The following is a 19082-nucleotide window of genomic DNA, read 5'->3' on the forward strand; positions in this document are numbered from 1 at the left end:
CACGTGCGTGGATCTCTATTTATTTTTATTAAAGGGAATTATTATGTTTCAACAAGCAATAGTGCGAATACCATCACCCAATTTGATTAATGGATTAACCTCTACAACGGAGTTAGGTCAACCTGACTATTTAAGAGCTCTGGAACAGCATCAAAATTACATTAATGCACTCAAACGTTGTGGCCTAGAAATAACAGTTTTACCGGCAGCAGATACTTTTCCTGATTCATGCTTTGTTGAAGACCCTGCACTTCTTACAAATCGATTCGCACTGCTTACACGTCCCGGGGCTCTATCAAGACAAGGAGAGGTTAATCTAATTGAACCATATATCCAAACCTTTTATAAAGGACGAATCCATAAAATAGAAGCTCCTGGAACATTGGAGGCAGGAGATGTCATGCAAGTAGAAGATCATTTTTATATAGGTATTTCACAGCGTACCAACAGAGAAGGAGCGAGCCAATTGTCTGCCTTGCTGACTCAGTATGGCTATAAAAGTACATTCGTAGAACTTAAAAAATTTCTGCATCTAAAAACAGGAGTTTCCTATCTGGGCAATGGTTGCTTGCTGGTCAATGGTGAATTAGTGGATCATTCTGCTTTTAACTCATACGAGCAATTAATTGTTGAGGAAAGTGAAGCCTATGCAGCCAATTGCATTAGAGTTAATAACAGCATCATTATGCCTCAAGGCTTTCCTCGATCCATAAAAATGGTTCAGAGTTCAGGTTTTCAAGTCAGCCTCGTAGATGTGAGTGAGTTTCGTAAAATTGATGGTGGTTTAAGCTGTTTATCATTGAGATTCTAATGAATAAAAAGCTAACTATTTTTAGTTTGACCCTAATGACTGTCGGCTCTGTAGACAGCATTCGTAATTTGCCTGCTGCAGCACTAGTTGGAACAGAGATTTTTTGGTATTTTGCTCTAGCATTTTTTTTCTTTTTATTACCCAGTGCCGTTATTTCAGGATGGTTTTCCTCTAAGTCCCATGAAGGAGTTTATGGGTGGGTAAAAAGTAGTCTGGGCAAAAAAGCGGGCTTTATCGCCATTTGGTTCCAATGGATGCAAAACATTCTTATTTATCCTACATTTTTCAGCTTTATAGCAGGGGCTTTTTTGTATTGTATTAACCCTAATCTTATTGAAAATAAAATGCTTCTTTTTATTATGATCAATCTTCTTATTTGGTGCTTAACTTGGATTAACATAAAAGGACTTCATTTATCCAATCGATTAACGGTTTTTTGCTCCATAGTTGGACTTTTACTTCCATTCCTTTTAATTTTGGTTATAGGACTTATTTGGATTATTTACCATCCTCAATCCCTAAAGCTTATCACACCTTCTCATCAAGATTCATGGGCTTCTCTAACTGCAATCATTCTTTCTTTTTGCGGTATTGAAATTGCTTGTGTTCATGCTCAAGATTGCAAACCCGATGCTTTACCTAAAGCCATTGCAATCTCGGTGATTATTATTTTTGTTACAATGCTTTTTGGCTCATTAACTTTAGCGTTATTGCTTTCCCCTCAACAATTGAATTTTATTAGTGGCATACCTGAGTTATTCCAAGTTTTTTTTACCCAAATCCAATTTGCAAAACTGAGTTTGGTTGTCAATTTCTTAATCGTTCTCGGGTGTATTGGTTGCGCGAATAACTGGCTTATTGCTCCTCTTAAAGGTCTTTTATTTGCGAGCAATGAACTACTTAACTCAACAAGTCAATCCTCTGCTAAATTCTTGATTATGCAGGCATGTGGTGTATCCTTTATTAGTACTCTTTTTTTGTTATTACCCAGTATTAATACCTCCTATTGGTTCATGATTACGCTGGCCACGCAAATGTATTTATTTATGTATGGACTCATGTTTGCAGGGGCAATACGATTAGCCTGGAAAGAAAAAAAGCATTTTTATAGGCACATTATTTTATTTTCTATTATGGGTTTCATTGGCATCATTATTTCACTTACAGTAAGTTTTACCCCCCCTGCTTCAATAAAATATGGATCACTGCTTCATTATGATTCATTAATCATTGTATGTTTGGTGTTGATTACGTTTTTATCTATTTTATGGAAGAAACTTCTTTTTCATAGGGTTATAGAAAAATCCCTGGAAAATGCAACCAGCTTTCGCTAATCATATATCAACCCAATAAATTAACATCTTGATTTCTCTAATTATTACTAAAGCAAGTGCTTTACTTTAAGCTCGAAAAAGTTTATAATTTGAACAGACTTATATACTGGAGTTCCTCGTGCCCACTACATCCTCACCGACTCAATCTGCCCCAATGACTTTGACTTCAAGCCAGCTTGAACAATGGTTTGCAAACATAGAAAAAGGCAATAGGCTCCCTACAAACGAAACAAACCCCTCTTTAGCAGCACAATTTCTTGCTCGTTTTGGATTAAAAGATGCCGCACAGGTGATTGACTTTCTTAAAACAGCCGGAGGTAACGAAACCATAAATATGATCGTTCAAGAAATCATGAAAGAAGAGGCACAAATTCAACTTATTAGGGAGAAAAATTCAGAAGAACTGCTCCGGCAGCAACGTTTACTTTTTCTTCTTATGTCGTTAATTGTAAAGAATAAAGCACAAGCAGAACATGTGAGCGAGCAAACGCAACTACAAATTGATCAAAGACTTAAAGAAGCAAAATCCGAAGGGAAAAGAGGAAGTAACTCCATTACATCGCATATGGTTGATGCCAACATGCGTGCCAATAAGCTTCAAAAGCTTGATGCAGAACTAAGAAAACTAGAAAAAGACTTATTTGAAGTAGAAGAAGAGTTAGAAACACTTGAAGAAGAAGTCTTACTAATGGAAGAAAGTCATGCTTATCTCACTGACGATCTGGATCAGCTTAATGCCTATCTGCAAGTACCTCTATTTAATAATCAGCCAATGACTCAATATGTTGCCCATACAAGTCAGCAAATAGCAAGCTTGACAACCCAACTTGCCACTCTTCGCGCACAGCAAGCAACGCCAATTCCTCCTACTTCAAGCGATACCACACAACTACAGCTGACTAAATCACGTATTGATAGAAAAATTCGCATGTTGGAAGAGCGACTTTCCTTTCATCAAACTCAACTCCAACAGCCTCCTCAGACCTCCGAGCAATTGTTCCAGCAATTAATTGATCGAGTCAGAGTTCGATTAAATGAACCAGAACATATAGATGAATCACCCTACCGTGTATGTGAAGTAGAAGGTTTGAGATTGCAAGAACGCGGACTCTCTCAAGCGTTGCAAATTTTGAGAAACGAAAAAATTCTTCTTAATCCTCAGTTGGAGCGAGTTTACGATTTCAGTCAAGCACAATTTATTATTGATCCAAATCATCTATCTCGTTATCGACGATATGGTGATTCGTATGCTTATTTTTCAGAAGATATATCTCCTGAACGCCAATTAAGCGAACAAGATTGGTTACAAGCAAAACTAAACTATGAAGAGTCAAAGCCCAACATTTGTACTGCTAATTTTTTCTGCAATGATCAAATGAAACATGAGCTAGAATCACTTAGAGAGCGAACTCAATCTTGCCAAAGCCGTGCACAAGAGTTGATGAACCGCATAGATAAAGTTCAGACAACTAAATTGCAACTTCTACCAGAAAAAACGCCTTTTAGCATGACGCCAAAACCGCAACCCAAAAGCAGTTACTCACTCATGTTAGAGCGTTTAGTACCATCGCATGCGCCTGCCCCACGTCCACAAGATATTCTCGAAGCACGTCATGAGCTTGAGGCAGTAGTTCCACCGGATAGAAAAGACGCATTAGAAAAACTAATCAATGAGGTCAGACCTGGTGAAATTATGGATCCAGGGAGAAGATATAATTGGTTCAACAAATTCAGAATGCTAATGCCTGATATTCCCGTACCAGAAGAAGATTCAAAATTAAAATACAAAAAGTAATACTCGAAACAATACCATTGAATCCAACATGCTCAGATTAATCCGAGGCGTTTATGTCTCGGATACCTATTCTAAACTTATTCTACACCTCTATCATGTTTTTCTTTCAATCAACCAATACATTTTTACTTTTTAGGTTGTTACTCACTTCTTTTTTGATAATTTATTTGACATGAATTAATACTAATTGGTATCATCAGGATAATTAACGATTAATTTCTCACTCTGCAATATATATGAACAATAACTCACTGCATCCAATCTTTTTAAGCAGCTCTGCTGGGTTGGTGCGTGCTATTGTTTCTATCGTTTCAGTTGTAGTGGTGGTCGTGGTGTTTCTCTCCTCGCCCTAGAGTCGCGTTTTTGATTGTTCAGCTTCTCTAGGGAGAGGGCTGAATAATCAAGTGATACGATTTAACAATATTGAGGAAATTCACTATGGGAAACACACTTGATGCAGATGCATCGCAGCAACAAAAAACAATAACCTACCGCGCTCTTTTTATCATTAGTTTATGCGCTGCATTTTTATTTTATAAATACATCCTCCAAAATTTTCCAAGTGTAATGCCTCATCAATTGATGGATACATTTCATCTACAGGGATTAGGTCTTGGCGTTTTATCCGGAGTTTATTTCTGGACTTATCTTATCGTACCTTTATTTGTAGGAATCGTTCTCGATCATTATGGCACACGATGGGTTACAACAGGGGCAATTTTTTGCTGTGCCTTTGGAATTTATATTTTTTCCCAGGCTCAGGAATTAAATACCGCTATTTGGGGGCGTGCAATGACTGGGGTTGGCGTTTCTTTTGCTTCCATTGCCTATTTCAAATTAGCAGCAGTATGGTTTCCAAAAAAATATTATGCTTTGCTGACATCACTACTTGTTACCGCTGCAATGGTAGGAGCAATTTTTGGACAAATGCCGCTTGCATGGCTGATTAGTCAGGTAGGATGGAGAACCAGTTTAGTATATGTAGGCTGGATGGGTATCATATTGGCCTTTTTATTCTTTTTTATTGTGAAAGATAAACCTTCTTTCACCATTGAGTCCCCAGAATCCACAACAAGTCATGTGCCTAAAAACCCGCATTTATGGCAAGATATTTTATTAATTGTAAAAAACAAACAAAACTGGTTGTTAACGGGATATAGTGGCTTAGCATTTTCCCCTATAGTTATTTTTTGTGGTTTATGGGGAAATCCTTTTTTACAAAAAGCCTATCATTTAGATAAATTAGTTGCCCCATCTCTTATTTCTTTAGTGTTTGTAGGATTAGCGATTGCATGCCCTGTATTTGCTTTATTTATTAATCGGGTACAAAATCGCTGTACATTTATGTTTTATAGCACTTTAGTTTCTGCTTTTTCCATTAGTTTGGTCATTTATGCACTCTCTATGCCAATTTGGTTATTGGGTGTATTACTTTTTCTCTTTGGTTTTAGTTTGGGAGCATTTCCAATAGTATTTGTAATTGGGAAAGAATCAAATCCATTATACCTGGCAGGTACAGTAACTTCCTTAATCAATGCAAGTGACGCCTTCCTGGATGCAATTACGGAGCCTGCAATAGGGAAACTTCTTGATACTTTTAGTAATGTAGATGTTTCTCACGGTTTTTCACTATTTAGTTATCATATTGGTTTAGCTGTTTTACCTTTATACCAAATAATCGGAGCATTTTTGATAAGATGGGTTAAAGATGAACATCGTGCAGCTCATTAAAAGTTGATCATTAAGCCTTTAGTTGAGGCTTAATGAAGATTACTTAATCCCGTTCCCATACAACGGGAATCTATTTCTCGAAGTGTTATTCTACACTCTCAACATGAACGTATACCCAGGCAAATATACCTGAAGCCAACTTCACTTTGACCCGTTTATAGTCCTCAACCTCGTAAGAATCTGCTCTTGTTAACTCTTCACTACTCACATCAAATACCATGCCTTCTATGCTGTCTGTAAATTTCCCAGTATAAGTAATAATGGGATGCTCCTCTTCACCACTCGTAGTAATAACATTAACATCTTTGATCTTTATTTTAGACATACCAAATCCTGGAAGGCTATCTGCTGTTCCATGTAATTTGCGTCCAAAATTACTCAGTTGCACTGCCTCATAACATAACGTCCCATAAGAAAATAATTTTTCAGTATTCATTGCTTCCGCTCGTCAAAATAATAGGTGATTATCCAGATTTTTTTAGCAATAACAATTAATTAATTTGAGTTCGATATAAAAAATTTTATATCGAACGATTCCTGTTTAGAACTCAAGTTATTTAAAAAAATCAATGACAAACCTGCCCAAATAAAGCAACAAGCTGTAGTTGGCTTCATAAAGATATCTAAGGGTAACTTAACTGATAACGAGCATTGAAATACCTGATGAATAAATTAAAAAAGTCTGTAAGAAAACAAATTATTCCGCAAAGCTTTAAATATGTTTTATAATCAATATTTTTTTCCTTGACTATAGATTTAGTATAATCAAGAAAAGGATATGATTAAAACACTTATTTTATTAGTTAATTAAAGGTACCGAATATTGAGGTATTAAGTAGCCCCTCCCTCTAAACTGTATTCATCTAAAGCCAATAATATTTTTTCCTCAAGTGACTTTGCTTTTACCAAAGGTTTATTCACCCCATTGATAATAATGGAAAAAATGAAAGTCTTGTCATGCGGATTTATAATAAAACCAGATAATGAAGAGATATCATGCATTGACCCTGTTTTGGCATAAACATTTTTCTCGAGCATGGTTTTCTTCATTCTATCCTTTAAAGTTCCTGAAACACCTGCTTGCGGCAATGCCTTTAAGAAAATATTTTTTATATCTTTATCATGATAAAGATCATTAAGCAAAATCACTATTTGCTCTGGAGTCATTAAATTATAGCGTGTTCCCTCACCATCAACGATCTCCATTTGCGACAGATCCAGATTCGTATGCTCAGATAATATTTTTTTAATAGCATAAGCCCCTTCTTTATGAGTTCCTTTTCCAGTTAAACAGTAGCCTAATTTTTTAGTAAGGCTGTTTGCATAAAGATTATCAGATTGCTGGAGCATATGTGTAATTAATTTACTGAGTGTTTTTGATTGAAAACTGGCAACAAGTTGAGTATCGGCTGGCGATACTCCTGTAACGATTTTTCCTTTCAAAGCAATTCTGTTTTTATCAAAAGTTTTTCGGATCATTTGTTTTACAAATAATATAGGATCGGGGATAGCAAGTTCTATTAATTTTGGATTTTCCTCCTGAGTCTTACAGCCATATAAGCGAATGATATTGTTGGATTTAACTTCAAGATTTAGGCTACAATGATTTTTTTCCTCTTCTTTACTCACTGTAACCACTTCATTCACAAGTGTCAGTACTTTGGGCTGGTTTTTTTTTAGTTTGATCACTACAGGTTTTTCTAATTCTTTTGCACTTATCAATTCATAGGCCACTTTGTTTTCATTTAATATTGCTGCTGTATCTGGAGCAGCATAATACCAGCCTAAATCATCATACGATGTACCACTTGGATAATATGGATCCTGATATTGCGAACTATCAATTATCACATTTCCATTTATTGTGTTTGAATTGTTTTTTTTCAAATTGAGCACTAAAGAAGTTAAATTATCTACAGTAAAAGACGGTGACCCTGTAAAATGAATATAATAGTCTTGGCCTTTTTTAGAAAGTGTTGTTATAAAACGATAGTCTGGTTTTAATTGATACAGCGCTGCTGCTGCAGTAAATAGCTTTATGCCACTAGCTGGAGAAAGTAATTTATCTGCATTTCTACTGTAGACCACCCTCCCCGTCTCTGCTTCTTTAATAAGAATACCAACGGTTGCATGAGGCAATTTCTGTGCAATAAGCGCATCTATTTTCTCTGAAAGCGTTTGAGAGTTTCCTATTTGACTTAAGAAAAAAACGGCAAAGAAACATAAATAATTAGAATGGCGCACGACATTTACCCTAATAAGATCCATAAAATATAGCTTTACCCATTCGGAGCCTAAGTGCAACCCTTAATTAAAGTATTTTGATCCGTCACACGAATTTACAATACTCATTAAAAAACTTTTATGTAAGGATTTCATTCTCCAAAATTTCAGTTGGTTCTTCTAATATAGAGGTAACATGCTCGTGTTGCATTGGACTCAGTAATCTTTGGGACGAATAGAGAATAAAAATACTCAAGGGCAACAAACTTAAGAGATCAAAGGGAAACTTTAAAATTCCTATTCCACCAAAAGCACCTAAATAGGAAACAATAAGTATGGTAACCATATAAAATAAAAACCAGTATAAAAGTCCGCTATTATCCCAGGAGCTTTTATGATGATAAACACAATAAATTAGAATACCAATGAGTAAAGCAATATCCAGCTTCCATATAATTGAAAACCCACACCAATACAGCATTAAATTACAAAAGTAAAATGCGATATGCGAACAAATCACCGCTCCAGAAAGTCTAAAAGGTCTTGGGGTTAATGGTTGTAGTTTCCGCATCGCTAAAAGACATATAGGCCCAATACTGTAAGAAAGAATACTTGCAGAAGAAAGAAAAGCGACTAACTTCTGCCATCCAGGGAATGGAAAGAAAGAGAACATTCCAACCAATAAATTGGCATAAAGAGTTACATAAGGAATTTTGTGACGATTTACTTTTAAAAATATTTTGGGTAAATGATCATTTAATGCCATTCCATATAAAATTCTGGAAGTTGCAGCTGTATAAACCAACGTTGTCCCAAAAGGAGAAAAAGCAGCATCAATCATCAGTAAAGTTGCTACAACACCTAATCCTAAAAGCAAAGTTAAGCCCACTAAAGGTCCACTATCTCCTGGATAACTTAGGGTATGCCAACCGTGAGTTAAATATTTCTGAGGCATTGCTGCGAGAAAACTCAATTCCAACATGAAATACAAAACAAATCCAATCAGCACAGCACCTAAAATAGCAATAGGAATATTTCGTTGTGGATTTTTTACTTCTCCTGCCAGCATCAAACCATTTTGAAATCCAGTAAAAGCAAAAGCGATACCCCCAGCAGAAAGTGCTGTAAAAATATTTACCCAACTTTCTTTATCTGACAAACTGATTTTGACATTATCCAGGGTCGGTGCGACTTGAAGCAATGAAACAATCGCAATACTTGGTAATATAAATTTAATGATGCTTGCATATTTATTACATTCAACAAGCAATTTAATTCCATAAGAATTCAATATGACGACAAAGAACATAATACCCATTGCTGCAACATAACCATATCCTGAAAGAGTGAATGTTGTTGAATCTTTGACGACTAGTATTGGAAAAAAATGATTTGAATACTGCAGAATTGCTTGTATTTCTATTGGAGTCATAACAACATAAGACAACCACGATGTCCACGCGAATAAAAAACCAACCTCTTTTCCATGGGTAAAAGTTGGATAATTAGACATGCCTCCAGAAATTGGAAACATTGTACCTAACTCACATAGAGGCAGGGCAATAAAAATCATAAAAACAGCAGCAATAACCCAAGAAATCAATGAATTGCTACCCGCCATTTGCGCACTAATAAACGGGCTAAACAACCATCCCGATCCAATCATTCCCCCTGCAGAAACGATTAGAATGTTAGTCGTTGAAATATCACGTTTTAACATGGAAAGACCCCATGATCAGGTGTTACTTTTCATTTAGCCAGAAAGTTGTTAATTATACAAGTTTTAATAAATCTATAGATGTCATGACAAACACCTTAAAAACTTTTCATTCGAGCTATTTCTAAAGAGAGTTATTAGCGATTCTTTTGCTCGATTGCTTCAATTTCCTTAATAATCTGCTCATCTTCTTCATCGGCCTTAGTATTAAACCAGGAATCTAAAATTTCTTTTGCTAAATCCTGAGTTAACAACCGATTGGATAAAGCCAAAACATTAGCTCGATTCCATATTCTTGCACCTTTTGCTGTTTGAGCATCCGTGCATAAAGCTGCTCTTATACCAGGTATTTTATTCGCTACAATTGAAATGCCCGTTCCAGTCCAACAAAAGAAAATGCCTTCGTCACATTCACCTTGACGAATTGCCTCAGCGGCAATTTGAGCTGTTTGAATCCACGACTCATTTTGTCGTGATTTAATTGAACCAAATGGAACAACTTCATGTCCTAACCGCTCTAGCTCCTTCACAACATAATCATTAACGGGATAGAGTGTATCGCTACATACTGCTATTTTCATCGATTTACTACTCCTTTCATAAAAAAATTGCTTGGTAAAATTTAGCGTAAAAAAACTCTAATACTCGACCCTCTGGATTCCGTGGCAGCATCAGGCCATCAGCATTACAGTGCTGCGGGACTCAGAAACCAATTTCTATGTAGCTTATATTTAAGAATTCATCACAAATTAAGAACACACTACTGAATACCAAACCAACCTCCAGTATCACCTCCTGCCCAACACGTATTATTTTTGCATTCTTTAAATTTCACAGAGCAGAGAGATTTAAATTTTTCTGCTTTGCTGATGTCCATTCCCTTATAGCCTTCAGGCTGGCAAATTCGTGCTACATATTCACCCTGAACACGAATTTGCCCCATTACGTAAATATCATCAGCAATAGAATAAATACCTTGATTATTATGCGAATAACATGCGATATAGCATCCAGGGGCCATAGTGTAGCTGTTATCTGTTGGTAAAAGGGCGCGCTCTGCACCAGGATAAGGATGATTAATGACCCCCTTATCTCCTAAAATATAAACAGGTAAAGGGGATGGCAACAAGGATTTATTTTCATCTGAATTCACTATGGGTGTGCTAAGTGCTAGAGTTTGTGCAGCAAATAAGAATCCAATACTACTTAATAGTATTTTTTTCATTTTTGATTTCCTTAAAGGTTGACTATATTAAAGTATAGGCAAATAAAAAATCAGAATATAGATTTTTAACCTTCCCCCAGTTTACAGCTTTGTCACCTCAATTTGCCTTGCTGAATTATAGAAAAAGATATGATTCGAAGTAAAACTTATTTAAATAGATTTTCAACTCCATTAAAATCAATGTCATAGGTCGAAGCAGGATAAAACCCCTTCTTCACTCTGATCGCTCTACAAAGCACATTAAGCATCATCAGTATACTTTTTAATCTAAGCCAAGGATAAGCTTTATGCCTCAATACATCATGTGCTCTTTGATAGTCTTTAATAAATTGACGTGGTTTTTTTGGTATGTATTTCAAACAATGAAGCATCATTCCTTGCCCCAGCATGTAAGGCTGCATATATTTCATATTGGGTATATCATATTGCCTTTGCCCACTCAAAATAGTATACCAATCAATTTTATCTGTAAGTAAGTGGAAGCCGCTGGTTACCCTTGGATTACACTCTAATACATATGCTTTATCATTCACCAAAATAAAATCAAAAGCAATTTGACCGCTGAATTGGAAACATTTGCAAAAAGTCTTAATAAATTCAGTGATAGGTTTAATTTCCACAGGCTCAAAATAAATTCCAGTTGAACGACCCGCTTGATATTTAGAGTAATAACACGATTGAATCAGTACCTCGCCTTTATGGACAATAGCATAAGCACTATATTCTTTTCCCTGGATATAGTGTTGCGCAATATAAGGTTCATTAATAGCGAGCTCTGAAATGATTTTTTTCGAAGGTTTAATCAATGTACGTGAACCAAAACGGGAAAAAACAGGTTTTAAAACAAGCGCTTCATTAGGAAGAATTTGCTTGTCCTTATCGGTGTTCATTAACCAACTTTGAGGCGCAGTCAAATTATATTCATTGACAAGCTGATTAAACGTATATTTATTATGTAATTGGCTCAAACGCTCAAAAGGCTCACATAACAACTTGGTATGCTTAGACAACTCCTCATAGCCCTGGCTTATATAAAAAATTTCTTCACATGTTGGAATAAGTAGATCAATTTTATATTGAATCACTATTTCTTTAATTGCTTTTAAAAATGCAGTTAAATCTTGATTCGGTTTAGGAATAACAAAATGTTTGCTTACTCCTTTGACAAATCGTGCAAGCGGATAAAGCATACTCTCAGCGCTATAAACTTCGTATCCCTGATTAATGAGACTACGCATAATATCCATGGTAGCAGGGGCTCTGCCTCCGGTAACTAAAATGTTCATTTCCATCATTTCCTTAAAAATCAATTAACGTACTCTTCAATCACTCAATCCATGAATCCATAAGAAATCTACTGCACTCTTAAATAATTTTTGACAGATACTCATAAAAATTATGGGGCGTTGGGCAAATGAGCAATTGCTCCAATCTGTTGGCAAAAGCAACATGATGCTCAGGAGCAATCATTTTTGTTAGCATTTCATTAATCATATAAGCCATTTGCATGGAATCCCCACCTAAATCGCCAAAAATAACATGATTATCAATAACTTCAAGGGGTAAGGATAAGACGTTTGCAAATAACTGACGAATTTGGGTTAATAAATTCTCATGTGTATTTGTCTGTGGAGCAATCAATATGGAAGCAGGTTTTGGTAAATTTTTACAATCTACTTTTCCATTGACAGTTAAAGGCAATTCAGTCAAAAAAATAAAATATTTTGGTATCATATAATATGGAAGTGTTGTAGATAATTTTTTCCGCAAATCAACTTCCTGCTCTTTTGAATTCGATACTACATATGCAATTAACTCGTTATTTTCTTCTCCTAAGGTGTGATTTAATTTTATGGGCGTTACCACCGCTTGTGAAATACTATCAATTGCTAATAAAGCATTTTCAATTTCAGGTAGTTCAATACGATGGCCGTGAATTTTTATTTGCTGATCTTTTCTTCCTAAATAAATCAACAAACCATCTTCTCGATGCTTCGCTAAATCCCCACTTTGAAACATACGTTGTCCAGGGGAAAAAGGATCATTTATAAACCGTTTATTTGTTAATTCTAAATGATTCAAATAACCCATCCCTACGTTGCGCCCAGCAATATAAATTTCCCCTTCCTCTTCAATCCTGACTGGTTTAAGGGTACTATCTAAGCAATAAATACGTGTATTTGCTGCGGGAACACCAATAGGCACACTGCCTTGAAGATCATTTTGAGCATCATACTGATGGATCATACAGCCCACTGTGGTTTCTGTAGGGCCATATTCATTAAATATTCGTGCATTAGGTAGTTTTTCAGTAACTGATTGAGCCAAACAACAAGACAAGTCTTCGCCTCCAACAACTAAAGTTACTTTATGCTGTGAACACATGGGTAAACTGCTTATCATTCTCAAGTGCGACGGTGTGAGCTTTAAAAAATTGATCGTTTGATTTGTTAGTATCGCCTTTAGTTTCAGAGAGTTAATTGACTCAGGAATAAGCATCATGCTGCCGCCCGAAAGTAAGGGTAAATATAATGTTGTCGCTGTTAAATCAAAGGCGATGCTTGTAAACAACGCTGTATGATAAGGTTGATTATTATTTCGGTATACCTTAACTGCCCAAGATAAATAATTCAGCAATTGACCATGGTTAATCATTACCCCTTTAGGTGTCCCTGTAGAACCAGAAGTATAGATAATATAAGCCAACTGAGTTAGCGAATTTTCGTTTCGCTTTGGCATAGTTGTACTCATAATTTTTAAAGGAATGTGGGCACATAATCCGGAATAATTTTGCCTCAATAGTTGATCCTGCTCATCAATAACTAAAGCGGGTTGAGCATCTTTTAATAAAGCTAAAACCCAAGTGACTGGTGCTTTTACATCAATAGGAATATACGCAGCACCCAAATACCAACATGCCAGTATGGAGCAAACCATATCTTCATTTCTTGATAAATAAATAGCGACTTTATCCCCACATCGTACGCCTAAATCGGAGAAATAATTGGCGATTTCCAAAACACGATGATTTAATTGCTTATAAGTTAAAACCTTTGTTTTTGAAATTAGAGCATGTTGATGTGAATACTCTATTGTTTTCTTCCATATCTTTGTGAAGATAGTTTGCTTTTGAGGATAGTCAACACCTGTATTGTTATATACGGACCATAATGTATCGCAATAAGGTAAGTTACTCTTTAAAGGTAATTGAGGTTCATCAATCATCTTTTTCAATTGAACAGCTAAATGAGTACATTCTTCATGTGTTGCATGTGCGTTTGATACAGAAAAACAAATTGTTGTTGCATTGTTATGTTCTGTCACAATAAACACAATAGGCGCAATAGGAACATTAATTGGCAAAAAATAACCATCAACGGCTTTGCTCCCCTGTTCTGAATTGAAATTGGATAAATTAATCGATAATTTCGATATGACTCCAGACATCATGTATCGATTTTTTTTGTTTTGATAATAAATCAGAGCGTTAAGCAGGCCTTTTAACAAAGACAAAGACAAATAACGAAAACAAGTGTCATACTTCCCAACCTGCAGTTCATTTTGGTTACTAAGTTGCTTTACTACATCACTATAAATGCCTGGCCAACCCGCCCCTTTTTTCGCCTCAATAAAAATCGGATTTGCAAAATTAGCTGTGGTGTTCCCAGAAGAAACATGATGACGTAAATCTACCGGAATCATAAAGCGAGCCTTTTTAGCACCTCGATCAGCGCTGGCAGCTAACAGTATGTGGCAAATCTTGGCGGTTATGGCATTGATTCTTCCGGAAAGCGTTATTTTATGCCATAAATAATGAGTATGAGCCAAACCAGTATTTCCTGTTGGTGCAATACAATCCAATGGAAAATTTGGACGATATTTAATTTTTCTTTTTTTCCGAAGGAATTCATAATCGGTCATCGTTAGATCCGTGCCAATTAAAGGCTGCTTTCTCCAGGCACGGAAAACATCGCTCGCCCAATGATATAAGCCCATACCATCCATTACCCCATGAAAAGCACGAAATACCAAAAAATGGCGCGTTCCCTTTACATAAGTAATTTGTGAGGCAGAATGCCCAGGATTAAATTGATGTCCATGGAAAAATGAGGCAGATTGAATATCGTGACCATCCCATTCTATCTCTAAAACTCGAACAGGTTCAGGATTTATTGAAGTTTTTGAGGAGCTATACCAAATCGGATTGATATATCTTAACTTTGCTCGCAAATGAATATATTGATTGGAAGAGTTCGTTTGAATAACAGCTTGATTAAGGGAAGATACATCCACTTCTGCATCCATTTCAAGAACCAACTGCAGTGTAAAGGAATGATTCATTGCATCGCCAGCAATATATAATTTTTCATTAGGCGTTATGGGGCGTTGAGCTTTTTTCTTATATTGATATGGCATACATCAAACGATAAATAAATGAATTTTTTTGTTCATAATCAAGAAAAATAGATTAACAATTCTACATTAAAAGCCATTTTAATACCACATGATGCTTCTTCTGATTCAGGAGCAACAGTTTTCCCACGAGATAATGAATTTAACCAAAACATTCTAATATAAAAGCATTGAATATCAATTTCGCCTGGACGTCTGTTCTCCGTACATCCAGGCAATTAGGTTTTATGATGATTTTCTACGTTGCATAATTTGTGAAAAAAATTCAGGTTTATTCAGTCCCATTGATGCAAAAATTTGGGGTACTCTATCCCATGCACCTTCTTCCTCAATACTTGCAACAATTAACTCAAAACCAGTTTTTTTATCTGCCTCTAATCCCCAACCATTAATAAAGCTAAGTCCTCTTAATCGTTTTGCAGCAATATGGTTTAATGCTATTGCAGCTAATAAATAAGCATGTGCTTCTTCAAAAAGCTGATTGCATTTTTTCAAATTAGGTTCACTTTTAAAAACACCTTCTTTTTCTAAATTCTGCCTGAACTTAGCCTCCTCAAGAATCATTTGCCCTAATTGATAATTCGCTTCCGCGTCATCGAGCATTGCTGCTGCTCTATAACACTCCATGTACATTAGCTGTGCGTAGGGGAACTTTTTATTTCCTTTCAATTTACTGTAAATGGATGCCAATTCAAAATAATAGGCAATTTCTTTTTTGAGCATTTCATCCCCGGGTTGATTATTTACCCGATTTGCTTGCATGGCTTTTATTTTCTTAATAATTCTTCTAATTTGCCAACGTTTTAAATAGGCCATAAACTCTCCTGCCACTCATTATTATGTTGATTGGATAAGATAATGTAATAAAAAAATCACGATTACAATGAGGATCATTAAACCAAGAATCTTTAACCCGAAACCAGCGGACTCTTTTATTTCTTTACCAATTTGTTTACCAGGAGGATTTTCTGACCCCTCCTCTATATTCAATTCTGATTTATAAAGATTGTTATCAATATAATTGGATACAAAATAAGAAATCAATCCAGTAATCACGCAGGGTACAAAAAATATTAACCAAACTATAAGCTTGCTTGCTCCCACGGTGTAGTTATAATCATCCTGCAATGAACTTAACATGGTCAAAACCATATCAGGAACATTATAGATCAATCCCCAGGCAAGATAAGGCAAAATATATAAACTAAAGAAAAGCAAGCCCAGGCAGAGAACCAAGCAAATCATTCCTAAAATATAGAGCTTGCTATTACTACCGAATCGATCTTGTTCCATATTAACCCTAAAATATCCTTTTCTTTAATTTAAGATAGCAGATGGATTTAAATAAGTACACTTACTGGTGATATTAACTAATTCATTTTAAAATAGAATATAGATTATTTTTCTTATAAGGTAACTCATGAAACGTTATGTATTTATGATCTCTGATGGTACAGGGATTACTGCTGAAACTCTAGGCCATAGTTTAATTACTCAATTTGAAAATACAAAATTTGAGCGACTCACGATTCCCTATATTGATTCTTTAAAAAAAGCAGAACATGCTCTTCAACAAATTAACCAAGCCTTTGAGGAACATGGAATCAGACCACTAGTATTTATGACATTGATCGATCCAGAAATCAGAAATTACTTTAAAAAAGCGAATGCTCGTGTATTTGACTTATTTAGTACTTTTATTGGCCCCATGGAAGAAGAACTTAACGAAAAATCTTCTTACACAGTCGGAAGGACTCACGGAGTAGTTAATAGCAAACTTTATTTGCACCGACTTGAAGCAATAGATTTTGCATTATCACATGATGATGGAGTGAAAACGCGAGGCTACGACAAAGCAGATATCATTCTTATTGGGGTTTCACGTTGTGGAAAAACTCCAAGCTGCTTATATATGGCGCTTCAATATGGAATTTTAGCTGCTAATTATCCTTTTACTGAAGAAGAAATTATTGGCTTTAAATTACCTGAAGTACTAAAGCCCTATAAAAATAAACTGTTCGGGTTAACCATTGACCCACAACGGTTACAACAAATTCGGGCAGAACGTAGACCCCATAGTAAATATGCTTCAGCGGAACAATGTCGTTTGGAAGTAAATGAAGTCGAAGCCATGTACCAAAAGGAAAAAATTTCTTATATTAATTCAACAAAATATTCTATTGAGGAAATATCAACCAAAATACTGGCCGCGTCAGGTTTACACCGTAAAATATAAGGTAAATTTTCCGTATCGACGAAGCAATTTTCCATTGAGAAGCGTTTGGAAAGAAGCCTAATGTAGCCTGGGTACAGCCCAGAAAATCCCAGGAAACATAACTACAGTGCTCTACTAGGTTAATGCAATTCCCATTAAAATAAACTAGTTTGCTAGACTAGGAAAATCCGCATCACAATCATATCGCACATCATTAGCTAAAAAAGTTTTGCAGCTTTGACGAATAGTATATTTTACAGTGGCAGCATCCGGTACAGCGGCATTTTGCTTAGAATACATTTGCCAAATAATAACTCCGTCACTGTCTTTTTGCTGATTAAGAATTTCATTAACCAATTTATTTGTCAGTTGAAGTTGGCCACTAATATTTTTAGGAAAGGCGGGTTGATTTACTTCAAAACCAAATTGTATTTTTGAATTAATATGATATTTGGCTGGTAAAAAAGTCACTTTTCCAGTGCCATCAATTGTTAAACTGGGTTTGCTAACGACTTCTGCTTTCAGCCAATTGGTATAATCTTCCATATACGCTTTGACCTGACCAGGTAAATCCAAAGGTCCATTAGCATAAGGAGCGCATTCAGCTGGATTATCTCCGCACAAATCATAGGTCATCAATCCCAAGCTGTCAAAGCGTGAAACTATTGCTTCATCTTTATTCGCAAGGTTATACCATAACCCTTTCAAATTTCCTTTCCACCAAAGACCACCCTTGGTATATATATCAGGATATTTATCTCCATATACAAAGCCTGTAATTGGACGAGCACCAACAGGAGGTGCTGCAGTAGCAAATTTAAGATATTTTGCCCCAGGGTCATCCATTATTGCATGCAAAATTGCATCTACTTTATCAATTGTTTTAGGCATAACATAAGAAGATCCAGAATTTATCCCATACTTCATGAGATTATCATATGTTGGCCCACCTGCATTCAATATACTTTGTGCAAGATCTGTTGACCATTCACCACTTGAACTAGGTCCCCAAGAAACTGCATATTGATCAGCATGCCAAAACTCTTCATAGTCAAAATCGATGCCATCCACTCCTAAATCATTCGCTAACTTGATTAGATTCGCATAGGAAGTTTTTGCTTTGGATGCTTGTTCAGGGTCAGTTGGATCAGGAAACCAATCGTAGAAAACTTGATTTATTCCTGAAGATGCGGGCCCACAAGCTCCTTGCGCTACCGCAAAATTACAACTGTAATTCCAGCCGCCTACGGAGAGGAATGTTTGAATATTTTTCTCTTCAGATAATTTGATTGCTGCTCTTAATTGATTAAAAGCGTGAGCACCTTTGCCATCATGATCCGTAAAATAACCAAGTATCCCCGTAGTAGCAAGATTACCAGTCTGATAATCGATCAATGAAGGTCTAACAAATGAAAAAATAACACGATTAAAATTAGGCTTTTTGAGTTTAAGTAAATCGTTAACATACTGCTGAAGTTGCTCGGGGTTATCAATAAGCAAATATACAGAAACAACTTTTTCATTAGCGGCAGAGCTGGCTTGCGCTACAGACAAAGAGCTATCAAGCAACAGGGTACATAACACAGAGAGACATGCTTGTTTTAATTTCATTGCTTCT

The 19082-nt window shown here is 35.9% G+C and carries 15 protein-coding genes; 5 read left to right on the plus strand and 10 right to left on the minus strand.

Annotated elements, in window-relative coordinates; all coding sequences use genetic code 11:
- The first annotated feature begins 43 nt into the window (after positions 1-43).
- The 4 genes from Ltuc_RS05875 (at position 44) to Ltuc_RS05890 (ending at position 5671) form a co-directional block, all read left to right on the plus strand.
- A complete protein-coding gene (locus tag Ltuc_RS05875) occupies positions 44-811 on the plus strand; it encodes a dimethylarginine dimethylaminohydrolase family protein (protein WP_058520367.1) in 768 nt (255 codons plus the stop codon).
- A complete protein-coding gene (locus tag Ltuc_RS05880) occupies positions 811-2145 on the plus strand; it encodes an APC family permease (RefSeq protein WP_058520368.1) in 1335 nt (444 codons plus the stop codon). The genes Ltuc_RS05875 and Ltuc_RS05880 overlap by 1 nt, the downstream gene beginning before the upstream one ends.
- A gap of 118 nt (positions 2146-2263) precedes the next feature.
- On the plus strand, positions 2264-3940 hold the full coding sequence (locus Ltuc_RS05885; protein ID WP_058520369.1) for a hypothetical protein: 1677 nt from the start codon (positions 2264-2266) through the stop codon (positions 3938-3940).
- Between the two features lie 438 nt (positions 3941-4378).
- Positions 4379-5671 carry an MFS transporter gene (locus Ltuc_RS05890; RefSeq protein ID WP_058520370.1) on the plus strand — a complete coding sequence of 431 codons (1293 nt, stop codon included), beginning with the start codon at positions 4379-4381 and terminating at the stop codon, positions 5669-5671.
- An 85-nt stretch (positions 5672-5756) separates the two neighbouring features.
- Here the strand turns inward: Ltuc_RS05890 and Ltuc_RS05895 are convergent, their stop codons facing one another.
- The 9 genes from Ltuc_RS05895 to Ltuc_RS05935 all read right to left on the minus strand — a co-directional run bounded on the left by Ltuc_RS05895 (position 5757) and on the right by Ltuc_RS05935 (position 16542).
- Positions 5757-6107, minus strand: a complete 351-nt coding sequence (locus Ltuc_RS05895; RefSeq protein ID WP_058520371.1) for a gamma-glutamylcyclotransferase family protein — start codon at positions 6105-6107, stop codon at positions 5757-5759.
- A 395-nt stretch (positions 6108-6502) separates the two neighbouring features.
- A complete protein-coding gene (gene dacB / locus Ltuc_RS05900; protein ID WP_058520372.1) occupies positions 6503-7915 on the minus strand; it encodes a D-alanyl-D-alanine carboxypeptidase/D-alanyl-D-alanine endopeptidase in 1413 nt (470 codons plus the stop codon).
- Between the two features lie 118 nt (positions 7916-8033).
- Entirely contained in the window at positions 8034-9614 is a 1581-nt protein-coding gene (locus Ltuc_RS05905; RefSeq protein WP_058520373.1) for an APC family permease, read from the minus strand.
- Between the two features lie 134 nt (positions 9615-9748).
- Positions 9749-10192 (minus strand): RpiB/LacA/LacB family sugar-phosphate isomerase, encoded by a 444-nt coding sequence (locus Ltuc_RS05910; protein ID WP_058520374.1) that lies wholly within the window; start codon positions 10190-10192, stop codon positions 9749-9751.
- 179 nt (positions 10193-10371) lie between these two features.
- Positions 10372-10836: a hypothetical protein gene (locus Ltuc_RS05915; RefSeq protein ID WP_058520375.1), complete on the minus strand. Its 465-nt coding sequence runs from the start codon at positions 10834-10836 to the stop codon at positions 10372-10374.
- A gap of 146 nt (positions 10837-10982) precedes the next feature.
- Complete coding sequence (locus Ltuc_RS05920; RefSeq protein ID WP_058520376.1) at positions 10983-12122, minus strand: ATP-grasp domain-containing protein; 1140 nt, start codon at positions 12120-12122, stop codon at positions 10983-10985.
- 79 nt (positions 12123-12201) lie between these two features.
- Positions 12202-15252, minus strand: coding sequence for a non-ribosomal peptide synthetase (locus Ltuc_RS05925; protein WP_058520377.1), 3051 nt, complete (start codon positions 15250-15252; stop codon positions 12202-12204).
- Between the two features lie 222 nt (positions 15253-15474).
- Positions 15475-16065 carry an SEL1-like repeat protein gene (locus Ltuc_RS05930; protein ID WP_058520378.1) on the minus strand — a complete coding sequence of 197 codons (591 nt, stop codon included), beginning with the start codon at positions 16063-16065 and terminating at the stop codon, positions 15475-15477.
- Positions 16066-16086: 21 nt separating this feature from the next.
- Entirely contained in the window at positions 16087-16542 is a 456-nt protein-coding gene (locus tag Ltuc_RS05935) for a hypothetical protein (RefSeq protein ID WP_058520379.1), read from the minus strand.
- A gap of 127 nt (positions 16543-16669) precedes the next feature.
- Here Ltuc_RS05935 and ppsR point away from each other — a divergent pair, with 127 nt between their 5' ends.
- Complete coding sequence (ppsR, locus tag Ltuc_RS05940) at positions 16670-17485, plus strand: posphoenolpyruvate synthetase regulatory kinase/phosphorylase PpsR (RefSeq protein WP_058520380.1); 816 nt, start codon at positions 16670-16672, stop codon at positions 17483-17485.
- 144 nt (positions 17486-17629) lie between these two features.
- On the opposite strand, the gene Ltuc_RS05945 is transcribed toward ppsR, so the two are convergent.
- A complete protein-coding gene (locus Ltuc_RS05945) occupies positions 17630-19075 on the minus strand; it encodes a glycoside hydrolase family 18 protein (RefSeq protein ID WP_058520381.1) in 1446 nt (481 codons plus the stop codon).
- Positions 19076-19082: the final 7 nt, after the last annotated feature.

This window comes from Legionella tucsonensis (assembly GCF_001468035.1).
GTDB lineage: Bacteria > Pseudomonadota > Gammaproteobacteria > Legionellales > Legionellaceae > Legionella > Legionella tucsonensis.